We start from the raw sequence: 23,002 nt of genomic DNA, 5'->3' as shown, positions 1-23,002 counted from the left end.
GCGGCGTGCGGCTGCGCGAGGCACTGAAAGACCGCGTTGTGCTCGCTGTCTATCGGCAGCAACTGCGCGCCGTTGTCGCGCGCGATTTGCATGAAGAACCCGCCGGCGGCGACCAGCGCCTCCTTGTTGGCGAGCAGCAGGCGCTTGCCGGCGCGCGCCGCCGCCAGCGTCGCCGGCAGGCCGGCGGCGCCGACGATGCCGGCGACCACGGTGTCGCAACCGGCGTCGGACGCGACCTCGGCCAGCGCCTGTTCGCCGGCGACGGCGCGGGTGCGCGCCTTCCGCGCGCGCAGGCTTTCCCGCAGTTGCGGCAAACTGCCGGCGTCGGCGACAACGGCGTAGTCGGGCGCAAACTCGGCGCACAGTTGCGCGAGGCGTTCGGCGTCGCGGTGCGCCGTCAACGCGAACACCCGCAGGGTTTCGCGGTTGCCGCGCACAACATCGAGCGTGTTCGCGCCGATACTTCCGGTCGCGCCCAGCAGCGTGATACGGTGCCGGGGCATGTCGTCGTGATGCGTTGTCACAGGCATGCCCTCTTGCCGTCGTCGCACACTTTCTGCGGCAGCGAAAGCATATCGTCGCGGCGCCCCATCACAAGCACGGCCTCTCGACGCAGTTGCACACTTTCCGCAGCAGCAAGAACATGTCGTCCCGGCGCCCCATCACAGATACGACAACCCCAGCAGGAAAAGCGGCGCCGCCGCCAGCAGTGAGTCGGCGCGGTCGAGCACGCCGCCGTGTCCGGGCAACAGGCCGCCGCTGTCGTCGGCGCCGGCGCAGCGTTTCGGCATGCTGGCGGCGAGGTCGCCGACGACGCCGGCCAGGCAGATGAAAAGACTCAGCAGGACGAAATAAACGGCGTCCAGCCATTCCATTCCGAGCGCCGCCGAAACCGCCGCCGCCATCACAAACGCCGCGGCGAGCGCGCCGAGCACGCCCTCGCGGGTTTTTCCCGGACTCAAATCGGGGCACAATTTGCGCGCACCGAAACGGCGCCCGGCGTAATACGCGGCGATGTCGCAGGCGGCGGTCAGCGCAATCGCGTACAACAGCCAGCCGCGGTGCAGCAAGTGCAAACCGCCGACCGCGTACCAGAAAGCCACGGCGGCGACAACGATGTGAACGCGCAGAAACCAGACAAACCAGAGCCGCGCGCAAAACCCGGCGGAGAACGCGCTGACCATCACCAGCGCCAGCGCCCACCAGCCGGCGGCGGCGTACAGCAACACGCGCTCCGGCGCCGGCGGCGGCGCAAACCACAGCCACGCAATAACCGCCAGACACAACAGCGGATAAAGCCGGCGCGAAACACCGCGCCCAATCAGCCGCCCCCACTCAACGGCGGCCAGCACGGCGACCAGCGCGGCGGCGGCCAGCAGCGCCGCGCGCGGCAGAAACCACACCGCCGGCGCCACCACCGCCGCCATCACCAACCCGGCGCAAACTCTCAGGCGTTGCGGCGACATCAGGAAATCACCGCCGCAGATAACGACGGCCTCTTCATACGGGCGTAAACACCCAGGCGTTGCGACGACACCATGAAATCATCGCCACGGACAGCGACTGCCTCTTCGCATGGACTCAAACCCCCAGACATTGCAACAACATCAGAAAACTACCCGGTCAACGCGCCAAAACGCCGCTGCCGCCGCGCGAACCAGTCGAGCGCGCCGTCATATTGCGCGCGGTCGAACTCGGGCCACAGCACCGGCGTGAAATACAACTCGGCGTAGGCGCTTTGCCACAGCATGAAGTTGCTGAGCCGCGACTCGCCGCCGGTGCGTATCAGCAAATCCACATCGCCGGCGCCGGATTCGGCGAGGCGGCGGTTGATGTAGTCCTGTATCTCGTCGTTGCCGGGCGCGGCGCCGGGCTGCTCGCGCAACAGGTGCTCGACCGCGTCGGCGATGTGCCAGCGGCCCCCGTAATTGGCGGCGATGTTCAGGCGCAGGCGGTCGAGGCGGGCGGTGCGCTCCTCGGCGCGCCGGATTTCGTCGCGCAGCACCGGGCCGAAGGCCGTGGTGTCGCCGAGAAAGCGGATGCGCACGCCGTTGCCGGCCAGTTCGTCCACCTCGTCGCGCAGCGCGCGCACGAAAAGGTCCATCAGGCCGCGAACCTCGCGCCGCGGCCTGCGCCAGTTCTCGCTGCTGAAAGTGAACAGCGTCAGCGCCGCGATGCCGTACTCAACGCTGGTCTCGATGACCATGCGCACGCCGTCAAGCCCCTTGCGGTGGCCGTGGATTCTTTCCTCGCGCCTGGTCTCGGCCCAGCGGCCGTTTCCGTCCATGATGATGGCAACATGCCGCGGCCGCTTTTTCTCAATCGACACGGGCGCGGTCACATCTCCGTCAATTCTTTCTCTTTCTCTTCCAGAATTTCGTCAATCGAGCGCACGCAGTCGGCGGTCATTTTCTCGACCAGGTCGTGCGCCGCCTTCTCGTCGTCCTTGCCGAGTTCCTTCGCCTTGATTTTCTCCTTGATCTTCTGATTGGCGTCGCGGCGCACATTGCGCACCGCGACGCGCGCGTTCTCGCCCTGCTGGCGCACCAGTTTCACCAGTTCCTTGCGCCGCTCGCCGGTCAGCGGCGGCATCGGCACATGCACGACGGCGCCCCTGACCGCCGGGTTCAGCCCCAGGTCCGACTCCAGAATCGCCTTCTCGATTTTCTTCACCATGTCCTTCTCCCAGACATTGATGACCAGCGTCCTCGCGTCCTCGACGGTGATGTTGGAAACCTGGTTGAGCGGCGCCTCGCTGCCGTAGTACTCCACCGTGATGTGGTCGAGCAGACTCGAGTGCGCGCGCCCGGTGCGTATCCTGGCGAGTTCCGAGCGCAGCACCTCGACGCTTTTCTTCATCCGCTCGCCCGCCTGGCTTTTGATTTCCTCGATCATTGCGCGTCCTCCGCCCCGCGCCCCGCGACCAGCGTGCCGACAGGCTCGCCGCCGACGATTCTGCCGAGGGCGCCCGGCTCGTTCATGTTGAAAATGCGAATCGGAATCCGGTGGTCGCGGCACATGACAATGGCGGTGGCGTCCATGAATTCCAGACGGTCTTGCAGCACCTTGTCGTAGGTCAGGCGCTCGTAGCGTTCGGCGCCGGGCTTGTCGCCGGGGTCGGCGTCATAGACGCCGTCCACCTTGGTCGCCTTCAGCAGCAGGCCGGCGCCGATCTCGACCGCGCGCAGACTCGCCGCCGAGTCGGTCGTGAAGAACGGGTTGCCGGTACCGGCGGCGAAAACAACGACGCGCCCCTTCTCCAGGTGGCGCACCGCGCGGCGGCGGATGTAACTCTCGCACACCTGCTTAATCTCGACCGCGGACATGACCCGCGTGTGAATGTCCTGGCGTTCCAGCGCCTGTTGCAGCGCCAGCGCGTTGATGACGGTCGCCAGCATGCCCATCTGGTCGGCGGCGACGCGGTCCATGCCGGTGGCGGCGAAGTCGCCGCCGCGAACGATGTTGCCGCCGCCGATGACGATGGCGATTTCCACGCCGGCGGCGCGCACCGCCCTGATTTCGCCGACGAGGCGCTCGACCGCCTCGATGTCAATGCCGCGCGAGCGCCCCCTCGTCAGCGCCTCGCCGCTCAACTTCAGAAGAATGCGAAGATTGGACACCGCACCGCGCGTCAGCCGCTCCGGGCCTGGGCCATGACCTCTTCGGCGAAGTTCTCCTTCTTCTTCTCGATACCCTCGCCGACCTCGTAGCGGTGAAAGCCGCGCACCGTGGCCGAATGCCGCTTCAGCAACTGGCCGACCGACTGGTCTTCGTCCTTGACAAACGGCTGTTTCAGCAGCGCAATCTCCTGCAGGTATTTCTGCAGGCGCCCCTCGACGATGCGGGCGACGATGTCGGCGGGCTTGCCGGTCTGCCCGGCCTGCGCCGTCAGAATCTCGCGTTCGCGCTCCAGCGCGCCCGCCGGGGCGTCGTCCTCGGACAGGCACAGCGGGCGGCTCGCGGCGATGTGCATCGCGACATCGCGCGCCAGGCCGTCGTCGCCGCCGTCCATCTCGACAACAACGCCGATGCGCGTGCCGTGCAGATAGGCGCCGCAGCGCTCGCCCGCAGGCGTCACGCGCAGGAAGCGCCGCAACTGGATGTTCTCGCCGATGCGCGAGACCAGTTCAAGCCGCGCCGCCTCGACGGTGGCGCCGCCGATGTCGAGTTGCGCCAGCGCCTCGATGTCGGCGGGCGCGTTTTCCAGCGCGGCGCGCGCGGCTTTTCTGCAGAAACCGGTGAATTGCGCGTCTTTGGCGACAAAGTCGGTCTCGCAGTTGGCCTCGAGCATGACGACGGCGCCGTCGTCGCCGGTCTCCATCAGCACCACGCCTTCCGCCGCCGCGCGCCCGCCCTTGCGGTCGGCCCTCGCCTGCCCCGACTTTCGCAGCAGTTCAACGGCGCGCTCCATGTCGCCGCCGGCCTCGGCCAGGAATTTCTTGCACTCCATCATGCCGACGCCGGTCTTCTCGCGCAGCGCCTTGACCATGGCCGCGGTAATCTGCATTGTCTTTCCGCCCCGGACGCCCGCGCCGGCGCTCAAAACGCCTCGTCGGAGGCGACCTCTACATACGGGCTGTCGTCCTGCGTTTTCTTTTTCGCCTCGTCCACGCTCTCGAGTATCGTGTCGGCGACGAGCGTCGCATACAACTGCACCGAGCGGATGGCGTCGTCGTTGGCCGGCACGACATAGTCCACATGGTCGGTCGAGCCGTTGGTATCCACAATGGCGACGACCGGTATCCCCAGTTTGGCGGCCTCTTTCACCGCAATCTCCTCGTAGCCGACATCCACGATGAACATCGCGTCGGGCATGCGCTCGAGGTTTCTGATGCCCTCGAAACTGCGGCTCAGTTTCTGCAGTTTGCGGCGCACACGCTGCGCCTCTTTCTTGCGCAGCGACTCGAGTTTGCCGTTCTCGACCAGCGCCTTCATCTCGCCGTAGCGGATGATGGAACGGCGCACCGTCTTGAAATTCGTCAGCGCGCCGCCGAGCCAGTGGTGGTCCACATACGGCATGTCGCAGCGTTCGGCGTTCTCCCGGATGGTGCGCGACGCGGCCTTTTTGGTGCCGACGAACAGGATGGTGCCGCCGTTGGCCGCGAGCGAGGACACGAAATTAAGCGCCTCTTTCAGAAGCGGCAGGGTCTTGTCAAGATCAATGATGTGAACGCCGTTGTGCTCGCCGTAGATGTAGGGGGCGAGTTTGGGGTTCCAGAAGCAGGGCCGGTGCCCGAAATGAACGCCCGCCTCGAACAACTGGCGCACGGTTACTTCGGGCATGTCCCGCGTTTCCATGTCTGCATGTATAAGGTTCCTCCGAAACGCGGCATTATAACCGCAAGACGCCGCGCAAGGCAAGCACCGCCGCGCCCGCCGCCCGCGGGCGCGGCGGTGTGATAAACTGGCGGTTCACTCCGTTTCCGGGACAATGGCTGACATCAAATCGCCCGAAGCAATCGGCAAAATGCGCGTGGCCGGGCGGCTGGCCGCGCAGGTGCTCGAAATGATCGAGACCCACATCGCGCCCGGCGTGACGACCGACGCCATCAACCGCATCTGCCACGACTACATCGTCGGCGAACTCGGCTGCGTGCCGGCGCCGCTGAATTACAGGGGCTTTCCGAAATCCGTCTGCACCTCGGTCAACCACCAGGTCTGCCACGGCATTCCCGGCCCGCGGCGGCTGAAGAACGGCGACATCATCAATGTGGATGTCACCGTCATCAAGGACGGCTACCACGGCGACACCAGCCGCATGTTCGTGGCCGGCAAGGCGGGCGTGCAGGCGCGGCGCCTGGTCGAGGCCGCGCGCGAGGCGATGCAGCGCGGCATTGAAGAGGTCAAACCCGGCGCCCGGCTGGGCGATGTCGGTTACGCCATTCAGCGCTTCGCCGAGCACCGCCATTACAGCATCGTGCGCGAGTATTGCGGCCACGGCATCGGCCTGGAGTTTCACGAGGAGCCGCAGGTGCTGCATTACGGCAGGCCCGGCACCGGCGAGGAACTGGCGCCGGGCATGACCTTCACCATCGAGCCGATGCTGAACGCCGGCAAGCGCCATGTGCGCCTGCTGCCCGACGGCTGGACCGTCGTCACCTGCGACCATTCGCTGTCGGCGCAGTGGGAGCACACCATCCTGGTAACCGAAACCGGCCACGAGGTGCTGACGCGGCGCACGGACGAGGCGTTGTGAACGCGGCGGCGGCGCATGGCGGCGGCAAATGCGGTAAAGTAGCGCCCGTCCGCGGCGGCGGACAACAAAACCAATCAACGAACGATGGACAAAGCGATGGATGAACTGGCCGAAATCATCGAGCGCGCGTTTGAACAGCGCGCGCAACTCACGCCCCCGACGGCGCCGCCGGAGGTGCGGCGGGCGGTCGAGCAGTGCCTTGCAGGGCTTGACGACGGCAGTTTGCGCGTCGCCGAGAAAACCGGCGGCGAATGGCATGTCAACCAGTGGCTGAAGAAGGCGGTGCTGCTGTCGTTCCGGCTGCGCGAAAACCGCATGGTGGACGCCGGCTACACGCGCTTCTACGACAAGGTGCGCCTCAAGCACGCCGACAGCGGCGAGCGCGACCTTGAGAGAAACGGCGTGCGCATCGTGCCGTCGGCGATTGCGCGCTACGGTTCATACCAGGCGCCGGGCGTCGTCATGATGCCGTGCTACATCAATGTCGGCGCCTATGTGGACAGCGCGACGATGGTGGACACCTGGGCGACCGTCGGCTCGTGCGCGCAAATCGGCAGGAATGTGCACCTCTCCGGCGGCGTCGGCATCGGCGGCGTGCTCGAGCCGTTGCAGGCGGCGCCGACCATCATCGAGGACGACTGCTTTATCGGCGCGCGCTCGGAAATCGTCGAGGGCGTCATCGTCGAGCGCGGCGCCGTCGTCTCGATGGGCGTCTATATCGGGCGCAGCACGCGCATCTACAACCGCATGACCGGCGAGACCACCTACGGGCGCATCCCGGCGGGCGCGGTCGTCGTCTCCGGCAGTCTGCCGGCGGCGGACGGCAGTCACAGCCTCTACTGCGCCGTCATCGTCAAGCAGGTGGACGAGAAAACCCGCGGCAAGATAGAAATCAACCGACTGTTGCGCGACCTTGACTGACGAGACGCTGCATCTCGCAAAGGAGTTGATACGCCGCCCGTCGGTGACACCGGACGACGCCGGCTGCCAGCGGCTGATACACGAGCGCCTCGCGGGCTGCGGCTTCGGGCGCGAGGCGATGGACTGCGGCGAGGTCGTCAATTCATGGATGCGGCGCGGCGGCGCGGCGCCGCTGCTGGTCTTCGCCGGCCACACCGATGTCGTGCCGGCGGGCGACGGCGCGGGATGGAAACACCCGCCGTTCGACGCCACCGAGGACGGCGGCCTGCTCTACGGGCGCGGCAGCGCCGACATGAAGGGCGGCCTCGCGGCGATGGTGTGCGCGTGCCGGCGCTTCGCCGAGGCGCACCCGCGCCACCGCGGCTCCATCGCGCTGCTGCTGACCAGCGACGAGGAAGGCGCGGGCCGCGACGGCACGCGCCATGTCATGGACACGCTGCTGGCGCGCGGCGAGCGCATCGCGTGGTGCGTCGTCGGCGAGCCGTCGAGCGAGGAACATCTTGGCGACACCATCAAGCACGGGCGCCGCGGCTCGCTGTCGGCGAGTCTGACGATACGCGGCAAACAGGGGCATGTCGCCTACCCGCACCTTGCGCGCAACCCGATACATCTGGCCGCGCCGCTGCTCGCGAAACTGTGCGCGCAGCAATGGGACGGGGGCAACCGCGATTTCCCGCCGACCACCTTCCAGGTGTCGGCGGTGCGCGCCGGCGCCGGCGCCGACAATGTCATTCCCGGCGACATCCGCATCAACTTCAACTTCCGCTTCTCGCCCGAGACCGGCGAGGACGAATTGAAGCGGCGCGTAGCCGCGATGATCGAGGCCGAGGGCCTTGACTGCCGGATTGAATGGCGGCTGTCGGGCCTGCCGTTCATCACCGCGCACGGCGAATTGCTGGCGGCGTCGCGCGAGGCGGTGCGCGAGGTGACCGGGCGCGAGCCGCGGCTGTCCACCGGCGGCGGCACATCGGACGCGCGCTTCATCGCGCCGCACGGCATTCAGACGATAGAACTCGGCCCGGTCAACGCGAGCATCCACCAGGTGGACGAGCATGTCGCCGCCGCCGACCTCGGCGTGCTGGCCGACATCTACCTGCGCCTGGCCGAGAAACTACTGCTGCATTGACGCGGCAAACTCTTCCAGGTGCGGTTTGCCGGAGGCTTCCAGCATCTCGCGCAGCCGCCGGCAGCGGTCGTCGCAGGCGGCCCTGCCGATGCGCCCGCGCATCAACTCAAAACGCAGAAACACCAGGTAGGTGTTCAGCACATCGGTCTCGCAGTAGTTGCTGATGCGCTCGCGCTCGCCGGCCTGAAACGCCTCCCACACCTGGCCGCCGTCCATGCCCTGCTTGCCGGGCGCGCCGATCAGTTTGGAGATGTTGTCGAGCGAGGCGGCGGCGTGGAAGTCGTACAGCGACAGCACATCCATCAGGTCGAGGTGGCGCCAGTGGTAGCGGTTGAGGTAGTTGTTGTAGCGAAACTCGCGGTCTTCGTCGCCGGTCTCCCAGTAGCGCGGCGCGACGATGCCGTGCAGCAGCGAACGGTAGTGGATGACCGGCAAGTCAAAGTGCGCGCCGTTCCAGCTGACGAGTTGCGGCGCGTACTGATCTATGCCGGTGAAAAAGCGCTCCAGTATCTCGGTCTCGTCGCCGTCGAGCGACCACAGCGTCGGCTCTTCCTCCGCCGCGGACTCCAGCAGCAGCGAAATCGAGACGATGCGGTGCAGGTGGTGCGGCAGGAAGGTTCTGCCGTTCTTCTGGAACTGAATCTGCTCCAGCGCGCGCACGATGTCGGCGTCGGGCAGGTCGTCGCCGAGGCCCAGCAGGCGCCGCCCCGACTGCGTGTCCGGCACCGTCTCGATGTCGTACACCAGCACTTTCACGCCGGAAAAACCCCCGTCGAGATGTAGCGGTCGCCGCGGTCGCAGACGATGGCGACGACGACGCGCCCGCGCTCCTCGCGCGCGACGCGCAGCGCGGCGTGCACGCAGCCGCCCGACGAGATGCCGCAGAAGATCCCCTCTTCCGCCGCCATCCGGCGCATGACATCCTCGGCGGCGTCGCGCGACACCTCCAGCATGCGGTGCACGCACGATGCGTCGTATATCTTCGGCAGGTAGGCCGGCGGCCACGCGCGGATGCCGGGAATTTTCGAGCCTTCCTCCGGCTGCACGCCGACGATTTCCACCGCCGGGTTCTTCTCCTTCAGGAAGCGCGAGACGCCGACGATGGTGCCGGTGGTGCCCATTGAACTGACAAAGTGCGTCAGGCCGCCGCCGCTGTCGCGCCAGATCTCGGGCCCGGTGCCGCGGTAGTGCGACAGCGGGTTGTCGGGGTTGGCGAACTGGTCGAGCACCAGGCCCTTGCCGTCGCGCCCCATTTCGGCGGCGAGGTCGCGCGCGCCCTCCATGCTGGCCTCTTCCGGCACGAGGATAATCTCGGCGCCGTACGCCTTCATGCAGGCGCGCCGTTCCTCGCTCATGTTCTCCGGCATAATCAGAATCATCCGGTAGCCCTTGATGGCGGCGGCCATCGCCAGCGCGATGCCGGTGTTGCCGCTGGTCGCCTCGATCAGCGTGTCGCCCGGGCGGATGTCGCCACGGCGTTCGGCGGCGGCGATCATGTTGAACGCCGGGCGGTCCTTGACCGAACCCGCCGGGTTGTCGCCCTCGAGTTTAACCAGCACCTCGCTGCCGGTGCCGGCGGCCATGCGCTGCAAGCGCACCAGCGGCGTGTTGCCGATGCAGTCGGCGATGGTCGGGGCGGCGGTGGCGGGTGAATCGTTCATCGGGGTAATAATGGCGCTTGCGTCGCGGCGGGTCAACCGGCGCCGGCGGCGTCAAAGGCGGTGGCGTGGGCGACGGCGTAGCGCCGTTCCGCCGAGACGCTGACGGCGACCGTGTGTGCGTCAAAGCCGGGCGGCAGCACCGCATACGGGCGGCCCGCGCCGTCGCGCCCGACGAGAATGCGCGACGGGTGCAGGCCGCACGAGAAACCGCGCCCCAATGCCTTGGCGACGGCCTCTTTCAGCGCGAACTGGCGCGCGAGGAAAGCCGCCGGGTCGCGCTGCCCGTCGTAGAGCGCGCGCTCGCGCGGATGCAGCACCTTCGCCGGGAAGCGCGACGGGTGGCGGCGCAGCACACGCCGCACCCGCTCGACCTCGACGATGTCAATGCCGACGCCGTATATCATCCGTCATTCACCCCGCATCGCGGCGCGCATCCGGCGCACCGCCTCCTCCAGGCCGACAAAGACGGCGTCGGCGACAATCGAGTGGCCGATGTTCAGTTCGGCGACGGCGGCGATGGCGGCGACCGCGCGCACATTGCCGCGGTGCAGGCCGTGGCCGGCGTTGGGCTGCAATCCGGCGCGCGCGGCGTGGGCGGCGGCCTGCTCGATGCGGCGCAACTGCCGCCGCCGCTCGTCGCCGCCGGCCAGCGCATATTCGCCGGTGTGCAACTCGACGATGGGCGCGCCGAGCGCGGCGGCGCGGTCAATGACTTCGGGCGCAGGCTCGATGAACAGCGACACAAGAATGCCGGCCTCGGCCAACGCCGCGCAGACTTCGCCGATTCTGCCGGCGTGCGCGGCCACATCCAGCCCGCCCTCGGTCGTCAGTTCCTCGCGCTTCTCCGGCACCAGGCAGCAGTAGTCGGGCCGGACATCGAGCGCGATGGCGAGCATCTCGCGCGTCGGCGCCATCTCCAGGTTCAGGTGGGTCGTGATCTTTTCGCGCGCGGCATGGACATCGGCGTCCTGAACATGGCGGCGGTCTTCGCGCAGGTGCATCGTCACACCGTCGGCGCCGGCGCGTTCGACGGCCTCGATGGCGCCGCCAAAATCGGGGTACGGCGTGCGCCGCGCCTGGCGCAGCGTCGCCACATGGTCAATGTTGACGCCGAGGGTCGTCGTGAACTCTTTCATCGTTTGCGCCGCTCACGCCAGGTGCTTCAGGTAATCGAATATCCGCCGCGCCTGGAGGTTGCCGTGCAGGTGGTGGTCAATCACCGCGCGCAGCAGGCGTTTGCTTTCGGGCAGGATTTCGCGGCGCCACTGGCGCGGCTCGCCGCGCAGCGCAATCAGCGTTTCGCCGCGGTACACCGCGCGCCCGGCGGCGGCGCGCGCGCGTTCCGGGCCGTCGCCGGGGCGGTAATGGTAGTCCTCGTCGGCGGCGACGGGCTTCAGCGTGTCGTGTTCGTGCTCCAGTTGCAGGCCGTTGCCGGTCAGGTCGAGCAGGCGCAACTCAAAATGGCGCAGCGCGCGCTCGGTCTCGTCCGCCGATGCGTCGGCGGCGGCGGCGAGCGCTTGCAGACACTCGCGGTAGAGTTCAAACAGCCGCCGCGACGGGCTGGCCGACGGCGTCAGCCGCGCGACCAGTTCGTTGACATACATGCCGACCATGCGGCGGCGGGTGTCGGCCAGCAGGCCGGCGCCCTCGGGTTCAAAGTGGCGCAGGTTCAGCAGACTGCCGCGCCCGCTGCAAGTCAGGCGCGCCGGGATGAAGGGTTGCAGCGTCTTGCCGATCAGTTTCGACGACAGCCGCGCGACGACGGTGATGCGCCCGTGCGACGGCGTCAGGAATTGCACCAGACTGCTGTTGTCGCGGTACGGGCGCTTGTGGATGACGAACGCCGGTTCGGCCTCAAAGACGAGCATATCGTTGCCCCCGCTATCCGAGGTATTCGCGCAGGATGGCCGGGTCGCGCTGCCAGTGCGGCCTGACCTCGACCGACAGTTTCAGAAACACGCGCTTGTCAAAGACGCGCTCCAGTTCCAGCCGCGCCAGCGTTCCGATCTGTTTCAGCCGCGCGCCGCCGGCGCCGATGACGATGCCGCGCTGGCCGGGCTTGCCGACCATCAGCACCGCGGCGATGCGCAGCAGCGACGGCCCGTCCTCAAACGAGCGGAGCGCGACATGCGTGTTGTACGGCAGTTCCTGGTGCAGCACTTCCATGACCTTGCCGCGTATCAACTCGCAGGCGGTGAAGCCCGGGCCGCGGTCGCTGTCGCAGTCGCGCGGGAACAGGAAGCCGGCCTCGGGCAGCGATTCGGCCAGTTCCGCCGTCAGGCGCGCGACGCCCTCGCCGGTCAGCGCCGACACCGGCACAATCCGGGCGCAGCCGCGTTGTTCGGAGAATTCCTTCATCACCGGCAGCAGCCGCCCCTTTTCCTTCACCAGGTCCACCTTGCTGAGCACCAGCACCACGGCGCGGCCCGATTCGCGCGCCAGCCCGAGCACCGCCTCGTCGCCGCGGCTCCACCGCAGCGCCGGCGTGACCAGCGCCACCAGGTCCACTTCCGACAGCGCGTTGCGCGCGTTTCTGTTCAGCACGCGGTCCATCACGCCGTGGCCGCCGCGGTACAGCCCCGGCGTGTCAATGAAGATGATCTGAAAGTCGTCGCCGGTCAGGATGCCGCGCACATTGCGCCGCGTCGTCTGCGGTTTGTGCGTAACCGGCGACAGGCGCCGCCCGACCAGGCGGTTGAACAGCGTGGACTTGCCGGCGTTGGGCTTGCCGACGAGGGCGACGGCGCCGCAGCGCGTCGGCGCGCAATCAATCGCCGTCGCGGTCATCGGCATCGCCGCAGCGATGATCGGCCTCGCCATGGCGGTCATCGGCAATCCACCGCAGCGCGGATTCGGCGGCGTTTTGTTCGGCCTTGCGCTTGGACGCGCCCTCGCCGCGCGCCTCGACGCCGAGGCCCGGCAGCGTGCACGCGACGCGGAAGAAGCGGTCGCCGCCGCGCGTGTCTTGCGCGATGACCTGATACACCGGCAGTTGCGCGCCGCGCGATTGCGCGTATTCCTGCAGCTGGCTTTTGGCGTCCTGCAAGCGCCCGGCGGGCGCCGGCGACGACAGCCGCTCGCCGAAGACGGCGGCGATGAAACCGCGCGCGGCGCGCAGGCCCTCGCACAGATACAGCGCGCCGACGACGGCCTCGAACGCATCGGCAAGAATGGACTCGCGCGCGCCGCCGCCGCTCTTGACCTCGCCCGGCCCCAGCACCAGATTGTCGCCAAGGCGCCACCGGCGCGCGATGGCCGACAGCGTCTCGCGGCGCACGAGGTGCGCGCGCAGTTTGCTGAGGGCGCCCTCGTCGGCTTCGGGGAAGCGTTCGTAGAGCGTCTCGGTGATGACCAGTTGCAGCACCGCGTCGCCGAGAAATTCAAGGCGTTCGTTGTGGCCGCTGCCGGCGCTGCGGTGCGTGACGGCCCGCCGGAACAGCGGCTGGTCGAGAAAACCCGGTTTCAGCAGATCTTCGAGCGCCGGCATTTAGCGGATGACCGTGCCGATGCGCGAGAGATCAAAACGGCCCGCGCCGTAGTCCCAGTGCATCCAGATCAGGAACGCCCTGCCGACGAGGTTGGCCTCCGGAACAAATCCCCAGGCGCGGCTGTCGTTGCTGTTGTCGCGGTTGTCGCCCATGACGAAATAGTGGCCGGGCGGCACGCGCCACTGCCCCATCGGCTGGCTGACCGACGGCGCCAGCAGAATGTCGTGGCCGGCGCCCGGCAGCGATTCGCTCCTGCGCTGCATCTCAATCGGCAGCATCTCCGAAAACACGCCGAGGTCCTCCCGTTCGGCCTGCCCGATGACCTCGCCGTTAATCTGGAGTTGCTTGTCGCGGTAGATGATGTGGTCGCCGGGCACGCCGACGATGCGCTTGATGTAGTCCTGGCTGGCGTCGCGCGGGTAGCGGAACACGGCGACATCACCGGTGCGCGGCGCGCCGACGGGAACGATGGTGTCGTGCAAAACCGGCAGTTTCAGGCCGTAGGTGTATTTGTTGACGAGTATGAAGTCGCCGATTTCCAGCGTCGGCAGCATCGAGCCGGACGGAATCCGGAACGGCTCGACGACGAAACTTCGCAGCAGAAGGACAATCAGCAGAATCGGAAAGAAAGACCGCGCGCCGTCCACGGCCCAGCCGAAGCGGGCCGGCTTTTCCGCCGCCTTGTCTTCGTCCTGCGTGCGCCTGGCGGACAGGCGCGCGGCGAGCGCGACCAGCCCGGTGACCAGCGTCCCGAGCACCAGAAAAAATTCAAGGTCAAAATCCATCGCGCGCGCGCAAAAACAATGCCTGGCGGTGTCCTACTCTCACACGGGGAGGCCCCGTACTACCATCGGCGATGCGCCGTTTCACTTCCGAGTTCGGAATGGGATCGGGTGGTACCAGCACTCTATGGCCGCCAGGCAAACCGGTTGTCGCGCAGCTCAGCGCGCGGTGGCAATCAGGTAATCCAGAAAACCCAATATGGCGAAAAAGATGATCGGCGAGATCATGTTTTCCAGCGGTACTTTCATCATGGCTGCAAATCTCACAGTCTGGTTTGTCGGAAACGGCGATTATAACGGGCGCCGGGGTGGATTGCAACCGCCGCGCGGCGCGGCGCGGCGTCAGAAGCGCCAGCGCACGCCGCCCCACACCGACAACGGGGCGCCGGGGGCGTAGTAGAGCGCTCTTTCGTCGTCGAGTTCCAGCACCGACGGGTCGCCGCCCACTTCCCTGCCGAGTTCCGGCTCCTCGCCGATCAGGCCGAAGTTCTCGTAGTCGCGGTCGAACAGGTTCTCAACCAGCACAAACGCCTCGAAACCGCCGGCGCGGTAGTTGGCGCGCGCGTTGAACACGGCGTAGCCGCTGACCTCGTCCAACTGGTTGGACTCGTCGCCGCGCAGATGGCTGTCGGAAACCGCGATCATGTCCACTCCCATCGAAAACCGGTCGGTGAACGCGTAATCCGCGGCGGCCTTGAACAGATGCTGCGGAATGCCGGGAATGTCGTCGCCCTTGCCGACACTGGCGACCTCCACCATGTCGGCGGCGGCGCATCCGGTGCCGCGGTTCGGGCACACCTCGCGCACCGTGGCGCCGAGGGCCGCGTAGTCCTCGCTGACCAGCGCCTCGAAGTCGTCCTCGAATGTCGCCTCAAGCCAGGTGTAGTTCAGTCTCCAATCGAGCCGCCCGTAGTCGCCCGCAAGCGACGCCTCAAGGCCGACCCGCCGGGTCTTGTCCACATTGCGGAATGCGCCGTGGGCGCGGCCCGTTGTCTGCCAGATGATGTCGTCGTTGTTCTCGGTGTGGAACGCGCCCAGCGACCACAGCCAGCCGTTGGCGGCGGCGCCGCGCACGCCGAACTCGAAGGTCTCCGAGATGACCTCGTCAAGCGGCGGGTCGGCGAGGAACGCATTGGGCAGGCGGCACTCCACTTCGTCGCCGCCGCCGGAAGCGGCCCGTGCGGCCAGAATCTCCTCGCTGCACGCGAGTTCTATCGGCGTCGGCAGGCGGCTTGATTCGCTGTAACTGCCGTAGAAGTCGGTGTCGGAACGCCAGTGCCAGACGGCGCCGGTGCTCCAGTTGAAGTTGTCGTAGTCGTGGCTGCCGTTCAGTTCGGGCTGGTCGCCGGTGCGGTCGGTCAGCCGGATTTCGCTGTCGTGGTAGAAGCCGGCCAGGTTGACCGTCCAGGCGTCACCGACGGAGATGCTGTCGCCGAGATACAGATAGGTGCGCTTGACGCGCGTCTTGACATCGGTGATGTCATCGTCGTCGTCGCTGAAGGCGCCGGCGACGGATCGCGGCCCGCGCGTTGAGCGCGTGTTCGGGTCGAGTGTGGCGTATTGCACGCGCGAGTCGAAGGTGCTGCGGCCCTCGTAATAGCCCATGCCGGCGTTGAGGTCGTGCTGAAGGCCGAACCAGTCGAGCGGGAAGTCCAGTTCCAGCACGCCGCCGTGCGCGCGCTGGCTGCGTTCGCTGATGTTGTTGACCGCGTCGCATGAGATGTCCTCGCACGCCTGCACCCGGTCCATCGGGTCGGCGGGATCAATCAGTTCCTCTTCGGCGCCGTCGCCGTTGAACGAGTCGGTGGCGTTGTCGCGGTAATAGAGGTTGCCCGACAGGCGCACATCGTCGCCGATTTGATAGTCGCCCCGGAGCGCCCACAGGTACATATCGTTCTCGGTGATGTCGGGCGCCGTGAAAATCGCATCGCGCTCGCCGTCGAGCAGGCCCGCCGGCAGCAGGCCGTTGCCCTTCAGGTCGGAGCGTCCGCGGTGGTAGTTCAGCCCGAGCGTCGCTCCGTCGCCGCGCCAGTCGAAACTCGCGTAGAGGTTCTCGGCCCACGACTTCGACAAGTCGCGCCAGCCGCCCTCGTAGAAGCGCTGCGCGTTGACATACCAGGCGAACTCGCCGTTGTTGCCGCCGCTCTCGAAGTTGCCGATGAAGCGCTCATACGAGCCGCCCTCGGCCTCGACCGCGTGCCCCGGATGGGTAAAGCCGTTCTTCATCTCAATCACGATTGCGCCGCCCAGTGTGTTGAGGCCGTAAAGCGGGTTGGAGCCGCTCAGCAGGCTGAGGCCGGCGACGGCGTTCATCGGCACCAGATCCCAGTTCACGGTGTCGCCGAGCGGTTCGTTCAGGCGCACGCCGTTCTGGTACACCGCCATGCCCATCGGCAGGCCGAGCAGCGGCGATGCGGCGAAGCCGCGGTAGTACAAATCCACCTGCAGCGGATTGCCCTGCGCCGAGTTGATGTGCACGCCGCCGAAATAGCGGTTCAGGTAGCCGGAAATGTCGGCGCTGACGCTGGCGCCGAGTTCCTTGCTGCCGGCGCTCTGGATGCGCCCCGGAAAGTCGCCCGCGTCGAGGTCGTCCTGGCGCACCGGCGTGGTGCCGATGACGATGATTTTCTCGGCCTCCGCGCCCTGCACCGGCGCGGGAACGCCTGTCAGAACGCAGAGAAGCGCGGCAGCGGCGGCGGCGGTTTTGCAACCGTGCCCGCCGTGGTGCAATGCTTGCATGTCGGGACTCCTTGAGGTTTTCGGGGTGTAAAAATGTGCCGAATGCCACCCCCGTCAAAGTCAATATTCGGGAAAGAGCGGCGTGGAAATGCGCTATATTACCCTCTCCTATACCAAAATCAATACTGGGAGAAAACATGAAAAACACACTTTGCACAAAATCGCCCTTTTCCGGAATCGCAACCGGCATCGCACTGGCCGCGGCCTTGTGCCTTGCGGCGCCGTCCGCGCAGGCCGGCGGAAAACTCAGCGTCGAGAAACAGACGACGGTCAATGCATCGCCGGAAACGGCCTGGAAGATGATCGGCCACTTCAACCATCTTGATGTCTGGCACCCCGTCGTCGTCATGAGCACCCTCAAGAAGGGGCAACACAACAAGGAAGGCGCGGTGCGCGTGCTGACGCTGGCCGACGGCGCCGAAGTGACTGAGGTGCTGGTCAAACACAGCGACTACGACAAGAGTTACACCTACCGGATTACCGGCGGGCCGCTGCCGGTGAAAAACTACGAGTCGGTCGTTGCCGTCAAAGGCGCGCCGGGCGGCAAGGCCACGGTGACCTGGTCGGGCACTTTCGACGCCAAGGACGCGCCGGACGAAAAAGCCGTCGAGACGATGGCCGGCGTCTATGAGGCGGGCCTCGGCAGCCTCGCGCGCCACTTCAACTGAGCGGGGCGCCGGCGCCGGCGACAAAAAAAGGCGCCGCCCGTGCGGGGCGGCGCCTTTGACATGTACAAAACCGGCAGGCATTGCCGGGGTGCGGCGCCGGTGTCAGGCGGCGCGCTGAATCACAACGAATCGCCGCTCCCCGGCCAGCCAGGGCGGTTCTTCAGTTCCCTGCAAAAGCCGTGGAAATATAGGCCGCCAGTTCGTCAATCTCGGCGTCGGTCAGGTTGACCGCGTGCGGCATCATCAGGGGGGTATTGGGGCCGACCATTTCTCCGGCGCGGTATCGCCTGAGCCGGTCGGCGAGATACGCCTTCTCCTTGTCCGAAAGCCGCGGGAAACTCGCCATTCCCCGCGCGGTCGGGCCGTGACACTTGGAGCACACCTCCGCATAAACCTTCGCCACGGTGTCGGCGCCCGTCTCCTGCGCTGACGCCGCAACGGGCATCAGCACAAGAACGGCGGCGGAAAATGCCAACGCTTTCATTGATGATTGAACAGGCGCAAGACCCTGCCGCACCGCCGGGCGGCGCGGCAGAGCCGGGTTGATTAACTCCTGGGCGTCAGTTTGAAGATTGCGCCTTCATCCACGGCTGCGTAGAGGCTGCCGTCCGGCCCCTGCACCACCGACCGGAAGCGGCCCGATGCCATCGGCAGCGACATCGGGATGACTTCGCCCGCGGACATGCCGTCTTTGGAGAGTTCAATCACATCAATGCGGTGGCCGACCGGCGTCCCGCCGAAACCGATTCCGAGGATTCCGACGGCGAGACGGCCATTCCAGTCGCCCCACTGCTTGCCGGTCAGAAACGCGGCGCTGGAGGTGCCCTGCGACAGCCCTTTGTTGACCCAGGCCGGGCGCATGGCGTCCGGGTAGGTCTTGAGATCCGTCATCGGCATGTATTTTGCCCGTTCCATCGGATTCACGCCTTCCATCTGGTTCGGCATGTAGCCGCAGTAGCCGTTCGGGCAGTCGCCGCGACCGGCCACATTGGGGCGCGGATCCCAGCCGGCGTTGCCGCCGTTCTTCAGCACGGTGATTTCATCGGAGTGCCAGGGGCCGTGCTCGGCCACCACCGGCGTGCCGTCACCCGGGCGGAAGGCGATGCCCTGCACATTGCGGTGCCCGTAGGTGTAGATGCGCTTGTCGTAGCCTTTCGGCGGCTTGTTGCCGGACGCCGCCTTGCCGTCGCGGTCAACGCGCAGCACTTTGCCGCCGAGCAGCGTCGGGCTTTGCGGAACCTTGCCGTTGTGCGTGTCGCCGGTGGTCAGGTAGATATACCCGTCCGGCCCGAAACGAACACGGCCTCCGTTGTGCGCGCCAGGCCCGCCGAACGGGTGATTGGTCGCCTTCGGCTTGTACGGGACATCGTCAATGATGTCGGTCCTGCCGGACACGCCGCTGAAACCGCTGTTGACCTTCATCCGCATCAGGCGGTTGCTGCCGGATGCGCTCTTGTCGGATGTGGAATAGACATAAATCTGCCGGTTTTTGGAAAAATCGGGGTCAACGGCCACGCCCTGCATGCCGGCCTGGCCCTCGCAGAAGAGATCACGCGCGGTCGAGGCGTAACCCTTGCTGTCTTTCATGCCGAGCAATTTGTTGACTTTGCCCGAAGGCAGCCGCACCGAAAGGCCGTGACATTTCTCGGTGAAGAACATTGTTCCGTCCGGCAGAAACGCCATGTCCCATGGATTGTCGAGATTGGACAACACCGTCTCGTGAGCGACCTTCGGAGCGGCGACAACGGATGAGAAACAAGCCATGACGGCGGAAAAACAAACCATTGCGTAACCAAGCCCCGAAGATGCCCGTTTGAATCCACGAGCGAAATTTTTGGTTAATATCATCATTCTCCTCCAGATGAGTTATGGGTGGAATGCGCCATGCTACCCCCCTCTATGCCAAAGTCAATAGCGGAGAACACACACAGGCCGCGCTTTTCGCAAAACCGCCCTTCCCCGGCGCCGCGCCGCCGCCGGCAAAACACGCAAAAACGCACAAAAAAAGGCGCCGCCCGCGCGGGCGGCGCCTTTGACATGAACAAAGCCGGGAATCACATTGAATCACATTGCAACAGGCACGAAAGTGCTTGAGTGTTATATGGTCAAGCCTCACGGGCAATTAGTACCGGTCAGCTTCACGCGTTACCGCGCTTCCACATCCGGCCTATCAACCTCGTCGTCTTCGAGGGCCCTACAGGGGGATCAAGTCCCCGGTGAGACCTTATCTTGGGAAAAGCTTCCCGCTTAGATGCTTTCAGCGGTTATCTCGTCCGCACATAGCTACCCGGCGGTGCCACTGGCGTGACAACCGGAACACCAGAGGTGCGTCCACTCCGGTCCTCTCGTACTAGGAGTAGCATCCCTCAAGTCTCAAACGCCCACGGTAGATAGGGACCGAACTGTCTCACGACGTTCTAAACCCAGCTCGCGTACCACTTTAAATGGCGAACAGCCATACCCTTGGGACCTGCTTCAGCCCCAGGATGTGATGAGCCGACATCGAGGTGCCAAACACTGCCGTCGATATGAACTCTTGGGCAGTATTAGCCTGTTATCCCCGGAGTACCTTTTATTCGTTGAGCGATGGCCCTTCCATACAGAACCACCGGATCACTAAGACCTGGTTTCCCACCTGCTCGACTTGTCTGTCTCGCAGTCAAGCGCCCTTGTGCCTTTGCACAAACCGCACGATTTCCGACCGTGCTTAGAGCACCTTCGCGCTCCTCCGTTACTCTTTGGGAGGAGACCGCCCCAGTCAAACTACCCACCACACACTGTTCCGGATCCGGATGACGGACCACAGTTAGGGCCCCGAAGATATCAGGGTGGTATTTCAAGATTGGCTCCACCGGAACTGGCGTTCCGGGTTCACAGCCTCCCACCTATCCTACACAGACATATTCAAAGTCCAGTGTGAAGTTGTAGTAAAGGTTCACGGGGTCTTTCCGTCTTGGTGCGGGTACACTGCATCTTCACAGCAATTTCAATTTCGCTGAGTCCCGGGTGGAGACAGTGTGGCCATCGTTACGCCATTCGTGCAGGTCGGAACTTACCCGACAAGGAATTTCGCTACCTTAGGACCGTTATAGTTACGGCCGCCGTTCACCGGGGCTTCGATCAAGAGCTTCGCCCGAGGGCTGACCCCATCACTTAACCTTCCGGCACCGGGCAGGCGTCACACCCTATACGTCCTCTTGCGAGTTTGCAGAGTGCTGTGTTTTTAATAAACAGTCGCAGCCACCTGGTTGTTGCAACCGGCCCAGGCTCCGGGGGCAAGCCCCTTCACCCGAACCGGCACACCTTCTCCCGAAGTTACGGTGCTATTTTGCCTAGTTCCTTCACCCGGGTTCTCTCAAGCGCCTTGGGATTCTCTCCCCGCCCACCTGTGTCGGTTTGGGGTACGGTTTCGTGTTGTCTGAAGCTTAGAGGCTTTTCCTGGAAGCATGGCATCAATCACTTCGCTCCAAAAGGAGCTCGGCATCGTGTCTCGGAATTGCGCCCCCGGATTTTCCAGAGGGCGCTCCCTACGCACTTGCACCGGGACAACCAACGCCCGGATGATTCAGCCTTCTCCGTCCCCCCATCGCAACAACACGAAGTACAGGAATTTTAACCTGTTTTCCATCGACTACGCCTTTCGGCCTCGCCTTAGGAGCCGACTCACCCTGCGCCGATTAACGTTGCGCAGGAAACCTTGGGCTTACGGCGTGCGGGTTTTTCACCCGCATTATCGTTACTCATGTCAGCATTCTCACTTCTGATGCCTCCAGCACACCTCCCGGTCCGCCTTCAACGGCCTACAGAACGCTCCTCTACCATGCCTTTCGGCATCCGCAGCTTCGGTACATGACTTAGCCCCGTTAAATCTTCCGCGCGGGCCGACTCGACTAGTGAGCTATTACGCTTTCTTTAAAGGGTGGCTGCTTCTAAGCCAACCTCCTAGCTGTCTGTGCCTTCCCACATCGTTTCCCACTGAGCCATGATTTGGGGACCTTAGCTGACGGTCTGGGCTGTTTCCCTTTCCACGACGGACCTTAGCACCCGCCGTGTGTCTCCCGTGATTACACTTCCAGGTATTCGGAGTTTGCAATGGTTTGGTAAGTCGGGATGACCCCCTAGCCATAACAGTGCTCTACCCCCTGGAGTAAGACACGAGGCTCTACCTAAATAGATTTCGAGGAGAACCAGCTATCTCCGGGCTTGGTTAGCCTTTCACTCCTAGCCACAGCTCATCCCCCCATTTTTCAACATAGGTGGGTTCGGACCTCCGGCGAGTGTTACCTCGCTTTCATCCTGGCCATGGCTAGATCGCCCGGTTTCGGGTCTACTTCCAGCGACTGTGCGCCCATTTAAGACTCGGTTTCCCTGCGCCTCCCCTAATACGGTTAAGCTTGCCACTGAAAGTAAGTCGCTGACCCATTATACAAAAGGTACGCGGTCACCCCCGAAGGGGCTCCCACTGCTTGTATGCGAACGGTTTCAGGTACTATTTCACTCCCCTCCCGGGGTTCTTTTCACCTTTCCCTCACGGTACTGGTTCACTATCGGTCGGCAAAGAGTATTTAGCCTTCGAGGATGGTCCCCCGATGTTCAGACAGAATTTCACGTGTTCCGTCCTACTCGATTTCACCCGAACGAGGCTTTTGTGTACAAGACTGTCACTTTCTATGGTGTGCCTTTCCAGACACTTCCACTGGCCTCGCCCGGGCTTAAGGGCTGGTCCCCGTTCGCTCGCCGCTACTGGGGGAATCTCGGTTGATTTCTTTTCCTCCGGGTACTTAGATGTTTCAGTTCTCCGGGTTTGCTTCGGGCGCCCTATGTATTCAGACGCCGATGCCCGCCGTAGCGGGCGGGTTTCCCCATTCGGAAATCCCCGGGTCAAATGCTTGTTTGTCAGCTGACCGGGGCTTATCGCAGACTACCACGTCCTTCATCGCCTTTTGCCGCCAAGGCATCCACCGTACGCACTTTTTCACTTGACCATATAACCTCAAGCAGTCTCCGCCGAGGTTACTGGTGTTGGATACAATGTTATTCACGGAAACGGGATGTTTCCGCGAATCCTGGCTTTGCTAATTGTCAAAAAACCCTTCGCTTGCAGCGAAGCCCAATGCGGCTTGCAAATAAAACGGCATTGGGTTTCGCCGCCCCGCTGGTGGAGCCGAGGAGGATCGAACTCCTGACCTCCTGCTTGCAAAGCAGGCGCTCTCCCGGCTGAGCTACGGCCCCGCGCATCGCGGTGCATCGTGGTGGGTCTGGGTGGACTTGAACCACCGACCTCACCCTTATCAGGGGTGTGCTCTAACCAGCTGAGCTACAGACCCGGTTGTCTTCACGGCAACGGGCGTCAACACCCGGATTGCATGCCCCCGGTCCACACGGACTGCGTCAAAAAAACGGCCATGCCGCAACGGCATG

22 protein-coding genes, 2 tRNA genes and 2 rRNA genes are annotated in these 23,002 nt (G+C 64.9%); 4 read left to right on the top strand and 22 right to left on the bottom strand.

The window, feature by feature from the left end; all coding sequences use genetic code 11:
* From OXU50_03615 to rpsB, 7 genes are all read right to left on the bottom strand, one after another.
* Positions 1-503, bottom strand: a 503-nt coding sequence (locus tag OXU50_03615; GenBank protein MDD9868967.1) for a 1-deoxy-D-xylulose-5-phosphate reductoisomerase, incomplete at its 3' end; no start/stop codon positions are given.
* A gap of 159 nt (positions 504-662) precedes the next feature.
* Positions 663-1,466, bottom strand: a complete 804-nt coding sequence (locus OXU50_03610) for a phosphatidate cytidylyltransferase (GenBank protein ID MDD9868966.1) — start codon at positions 1,464-1,466, stop codon at positions 663-665.
* Positions 1,467-1,615: 149 nt separating this feature from the next.
* Positions 1,616-2,353, bottom strand: coding sequence for a polyprenyl diphosphate synthase (uppS, locus tag OXU50_03605; GenBank protein MDD9868965.1), 738 nt, complete (start codon positions 2,351-2,353; stop codon positions 1,616-1,618).
* Positions 2,338-2,895, bottom strand: coding sequence for a ribosome recycling factor (gene frr, locus OXU50_03600; GenBank protein ID MDD9868964.1), 558 nt, complete (start codon positions 2,893-2,895; stop codon positions 2,338-2,340). The genes uppS and frr overlap by 16 nt, the downstream gene beginning before the upstream one ends.
* Entirely contained in the window at positions 2,892-3,620 is a 729-nt protein-coding gene (gene pyrH / locus OXU50_03595; protein MDD9868963.1) for a UMP kinase, read from the bottom strand. The genes frr and pyrH overlap by 4 nt, the downstream gene beginning before the upstream one ends.
* A gap of 11 nt (positions 3,621-3,631) precedes the next feature.
* On the bottom strand, positions 3,632-4,507 hold the full coding sequence (gene tsf, locus OXU50_03590; GenBank protein MDD9868962.1) for a translation elongation factor Ts: 876 nt from the start codon (positions 4,505-4,507) through the stop codon (positions 3,632-3,634).
* Between the two features lie 32 nt (positions 4,508-4,539).
* Complete coding sequence (gene rpsB / locus OXU50_03585) at positions 4,540-5,298, bottom strand: 30S ribosomal protein S2 (protein MDD9868961.1); 759 nt, start codon at positions 5,296-5,298, stop codon at positions 4,540-4,542.
* 133 nt (positions 5,299-5,431) lie between these two features.
* Between rpsB and map the strand changes: the two genes are divergently transcribed.
* The 3 genes from map to dapE all read left to right on the top strand — a co-directional run bounded on the left by map (position 5,432) and on the right by dapE (position 8,243).
* Positions 5,432-6,196 carry a type I methionyl aminopeptidase gene (gene map, locus OXU50_03580; protein ID MDD9868960.1) on the top strand — a complete coding sequence of 255 codons (765 nt, stop codon included), beginning with the start codon at positions 5,432-5,434 and terminating at the stop codon, positions 6,194-6,196.
* 96 nt (positions 6,197-6,292) lie between these two features.
* Complete coding sequence (dapD, locus tag OXU50_03575) at positions 6,293-7,117, top strand: 2,3,4,5-tetrahydropyridine-2,6-dicarboxylate N-succinyltransferase (protein MDD9868959.1); 825 nt, start codon at positions 6,293-6,295, stop codon at positions 7,115-7,117.
* A complete protein-coding gene (gene dapE, locus OXU50_03570; GenBank protein ID MDD9868958.1) occupies positions 7,110-8,243 on the top strand; it encodes a succinyl-diaminopimelate desuccinylase in 1,134 nt (377 codons plus the stop codon). The genes dapD and dapE overlap by 8 nt, the downstream gene beginning before the upstream one ends.
* On the opposite strand, the gene OXU50_03565 is transcribed toward dapE, so the two are convergent.
* From OXU50_03565 to OXU50_03520, 10 genes are all read right to left on the bottom strand, one after another.
* Positions 8,229-8,999 carry a 3'-5' exonuclease gene (locus OXU50_03565; protein MDD9868957.1) on the bottom strand — a complete coding sequence of 257 codons (771 nt, stop codon included), beginning with the start codon at positions 8,997-8,999 and terminating at the stop codon, positions 8,229-8,231. The two genes, dapE and OXU50_03565, sit on opposite strands and share 15 nt — an antisense overlap.
* Complete coding sequence (gene cysM, locus OXU50_03560) at positions 8,996-9,904, bottom strand: cysteine synthase CysM (protein ID MDD9868956.1); 909 nt, start codon at positions 9,902-9,904, stop codon at positions 8,996-8,998. Before cysM ends, OXU50_03565 begins: the two co-directional genes overlap by 4 nt.
* 32 nt (positions 9,905-9,936) lie before the next feature.
* Complete coding sequence (gene acpS, locus OXU50_03555; GenBank protein MDD9868955.1) at positions 9,937-10,308, bottom strand: holo-ACP synthase; 372 nt, start codon at positions 10,306-10,308, stop codon at positions 9,937-9,939.
* Positions 10,309-10,311: 3 nt separating this feature from the next.
* The gene (locus OXU50_03550; GenBank protein MDD9868954.1) at positions 10,312-11,040 is read right to left on the bottom strand and encodes a pyridoxine 5'-phosphate synthase; all 729 of its coding nucleotides are present in this window, start codon (positions 11,038-11,040) and stop codon (positions 10,312-10,314) included.
* 12 nt (positions 11,041-11,052) lie between these two features.
* Positions 11,053-11,772, bottom strand: coding sequence for a DNA repair protein RecO (gene recO, locus OXU50_03545; GenBank protein ID MDD9868953.1), 720 nt, complete (start codon positions 11,770-11,772; stop codon positions 11,053-11,055).
* A gap of 13 nt (positions 11,773-11,785) precedes the next feature.
* Positions 11,786-12,733 carry a GTPase Era gene (gene era / locus OXU50_03540; GenBank protein MDD9868952.1) on the bottom strand — a complete coding sequence of 316 codons (948 nt, stop codon included), beginning with the start codon at positions 12,731-12,733 and terminating at the stop codon, positions 11,786-11,788.
* The gene (gene rnc, locus OXU50_03535) at positions 12,672-13,391 is read right to left on the bottom strand and encodes a ribonuclease III (GenBank protein MDD9868951.1); all 720 of its coding nucleotides are present in this window, start codon (positions 13,389-13,391) and stop codon (positions 12,672-12,674) included. The genes era and rnc overlap by 62 nt, the downstream gene beginning before the upstream one ends.
* Positions 13,392-14,177, bottom strand: coding sequence for a signal peptidase I (gene lepB / locus OXU50_03530; GenBank protein MDD9868950.1), 786 nt, complete (start codon positions 14,175-14,177; stop codon positions 13,392-13,394).
* Positions 14,178-14,197: 20 nt separating this feature from the next.
* Positions 14,198-14,313: ribosomal RNA gene (gene rrf, locus OXU50_03525) — 5S ribosomal RNA — on the bottom strand.
* 203 nt (positions 14,314-14,516) lie between these two features.
* The gene (locus tag OXU50_03520) at positions 14,517-16,913 is read right to left on the bottom strand and encodes a TonB-dependent receptor (protein ID MDD9868949.1); all 2,397 of its coding nucleotides are present in this window, start codon (positions 16,911-16,913) and stop codon (positions 14,517-14,519) included.
* Positions 16,914-17,050: 137 nt separating this feature from the next.
* On the opposite strand from OXU50_03520, the gene OXU50_03515 reads away from it, so the two are divergent.
* Positions 17,051-17,581, top strand: a complete 531-nt coding sequence (locus OXU50_03515; GenBank protein ID MDD9868948.1) for an SRPBCC family protein — start codon at positions 17,051-17,053, stop codon at positions 17,579-17,581.
* A gap of 160 nt (positions 17,582-17,741) precedes the next feature.
* Here OXU50_03515 and OXU50_03510 read toward each other — a convergent pair whose 3' ends face one another.
* From OXU50_03510 to OXU50_03490, 5 genes are all read right to left on the bottom strand, one after another.
* Complete coding sequence (locus OXU50_03510) at positions 17,742-18,056, bottom strand: c-type cytochrome (GenBank protein ID MDD9868947.1); 315 nt, start codon at positions 18,054-18,056, stop codon at positions 17,742-17,744.
* Between the two features lie 71 nt (positions 18,057-18,127).
* A complete protein-coding gene (locus OXU50_03505; protein MDD9868946.1) occupies positions 18,128-19,345 on the bottom strand; it encodes a PQQ-dependent sugar dehydrogenase in 1,218 nt (405 codons plus the stop codon).
* A 337-nt stretch (positions 19,346-19,682) separates the two neighbouring features.
* Positions 19,683-22,566 (bottom strand): 23S ribosomal RNA (locus tag OXU50_03500).
* 171 nt (positions 22,567-22,737) lie between these two features.
* Positions 22,738-22,813 (bottom strand) — tRNA-Ala (locus tag OXU50_03495).
* 18 nt (positions 22,814-22,831) lie between these two features.
* Positions 22,832-22,908, bottom strand: a tRNA-Ile gene (locus OXU50_03490).
* Positions 22,909-23,002: the final 94 nt, after the last annotated feature.

Source organism: Gammaproteobacteria bacterium, assembly GCA_028817225.1.
Lineage (GTDB): Bacteria > Pseudomonadota > Gammaproteobacteria > Poriferisulfidales > Oxydemutatoraceae > Oxydemutator.
This window is presented reverse-complemented; position numbering and strand designations above follow the sequence as displayed.

Bases quoted from the DNA above. Each gene is read 5' to 3' on its own strand.
- OXU50_03610 (MDD9868966.1), bottom strand. From the start codon at position 1,466: ATGTCGCCGCAACGCCTGAGAGTTTGCGCCGGGTTGGTGATGGCGGCG.
- frr (MDD9868964.1), bottom strand. From the start codon at position 2,895: ATGATCGAGGAAATCAAAAGCCAGGCGGGCGAGCGGATGAAGAAAAGC.
- tsf (MDD9868962.1), bottom strand. From the start codon at position 4,507: ATGCAGATTACCGCGGCCATGGTCAAGGCGCTGCGCGAGAAGACCGGC.
- rpsB (MDD9868961.1), bottom strand. From the start codon at position 5,298: ATGGAAACGCGGGACATGCCCGAAGTAACCGTGCGCCAGTTGTTCGAG.
- map (MDD9868960.1), top strand. From the start codon at position 5,432: ATGGCTGACATCAAATCGCCCGAAGCAATCGGCAAAATGCGCGTGGCC.
- dapD (MDD9868959.1), top strand. From the start codon at position 6,293: ATGGATGAACTGGCCGAAATCATCGAGCGCGCGTTTGAACAGCGCGCG.
- cysM (MDD9868956.1), bottom strand. From the start codon at position 9,904: ATGAACGATTCACCCGCCACCGCCGCCCCGACCATCGCCGACTGCATC.
- acpS (MDD9868955.1), bottom strand. From the start codon at position 10,308: ATGATATACGGCGTCGGCATTGACATCGTCGAGGTCGAGCGGGTGCGG.
- OXU50_03550 (MDD9868954.1), bottom strand. From the start codon at position 11,040: ATGAAAGAGTTCACGACGACCCTCGGCGTCAACATTGACCATGTGGCG.
- recO (MDD9868953.1), bottom strand. From the start codon at position 11,772: ATGCTCGTCTTTGAGGCCGAACCGGCGTTCGTCATCCACAAGCGCCCG.
- era (MDD9868952.1), bottom strand. From the start codon at position 12,733: ATGACCGCCATGGCGAGGCCGATCATCGCTGCGGCGATGCCGATGACC.
- rnc (MDD9868951.1), bottom strand. From the start codon at position 13,391: ATGCCGGCGCTCGAAGATCTGCTGAAACCGGGTTTTCTCGACCAGCCG.
- lepB (MDD9868950.1), bottom strand. From the start codon at position 14,177: ATGGATTTTGACCTTGAATTTTTTCTGGTGCTCGGGACGCTGGTCACC.
- OXU50_03520 (MDD9868949.1), bottom strand. From the start codon at position 16,913: ATGCAAGCATTGCACCACGGCGGGCACGGTTGCAAAACCGCCGCCGCC.
- OXU50_03515 (MDD9868948.1), top strand. From the start codon at position 17,051: ATGAAAAACACACTTTGCACAAAATCGCCCTTTTCCGGAATCGCAACC.
- OXU50_03505 (MDD9868946.1), bottom strand. From the start codon at position 19,345: ATGGCTTGTTTCTCATCCGTTGTCGCCGCTCCGAAGGTCGCTCACGAG.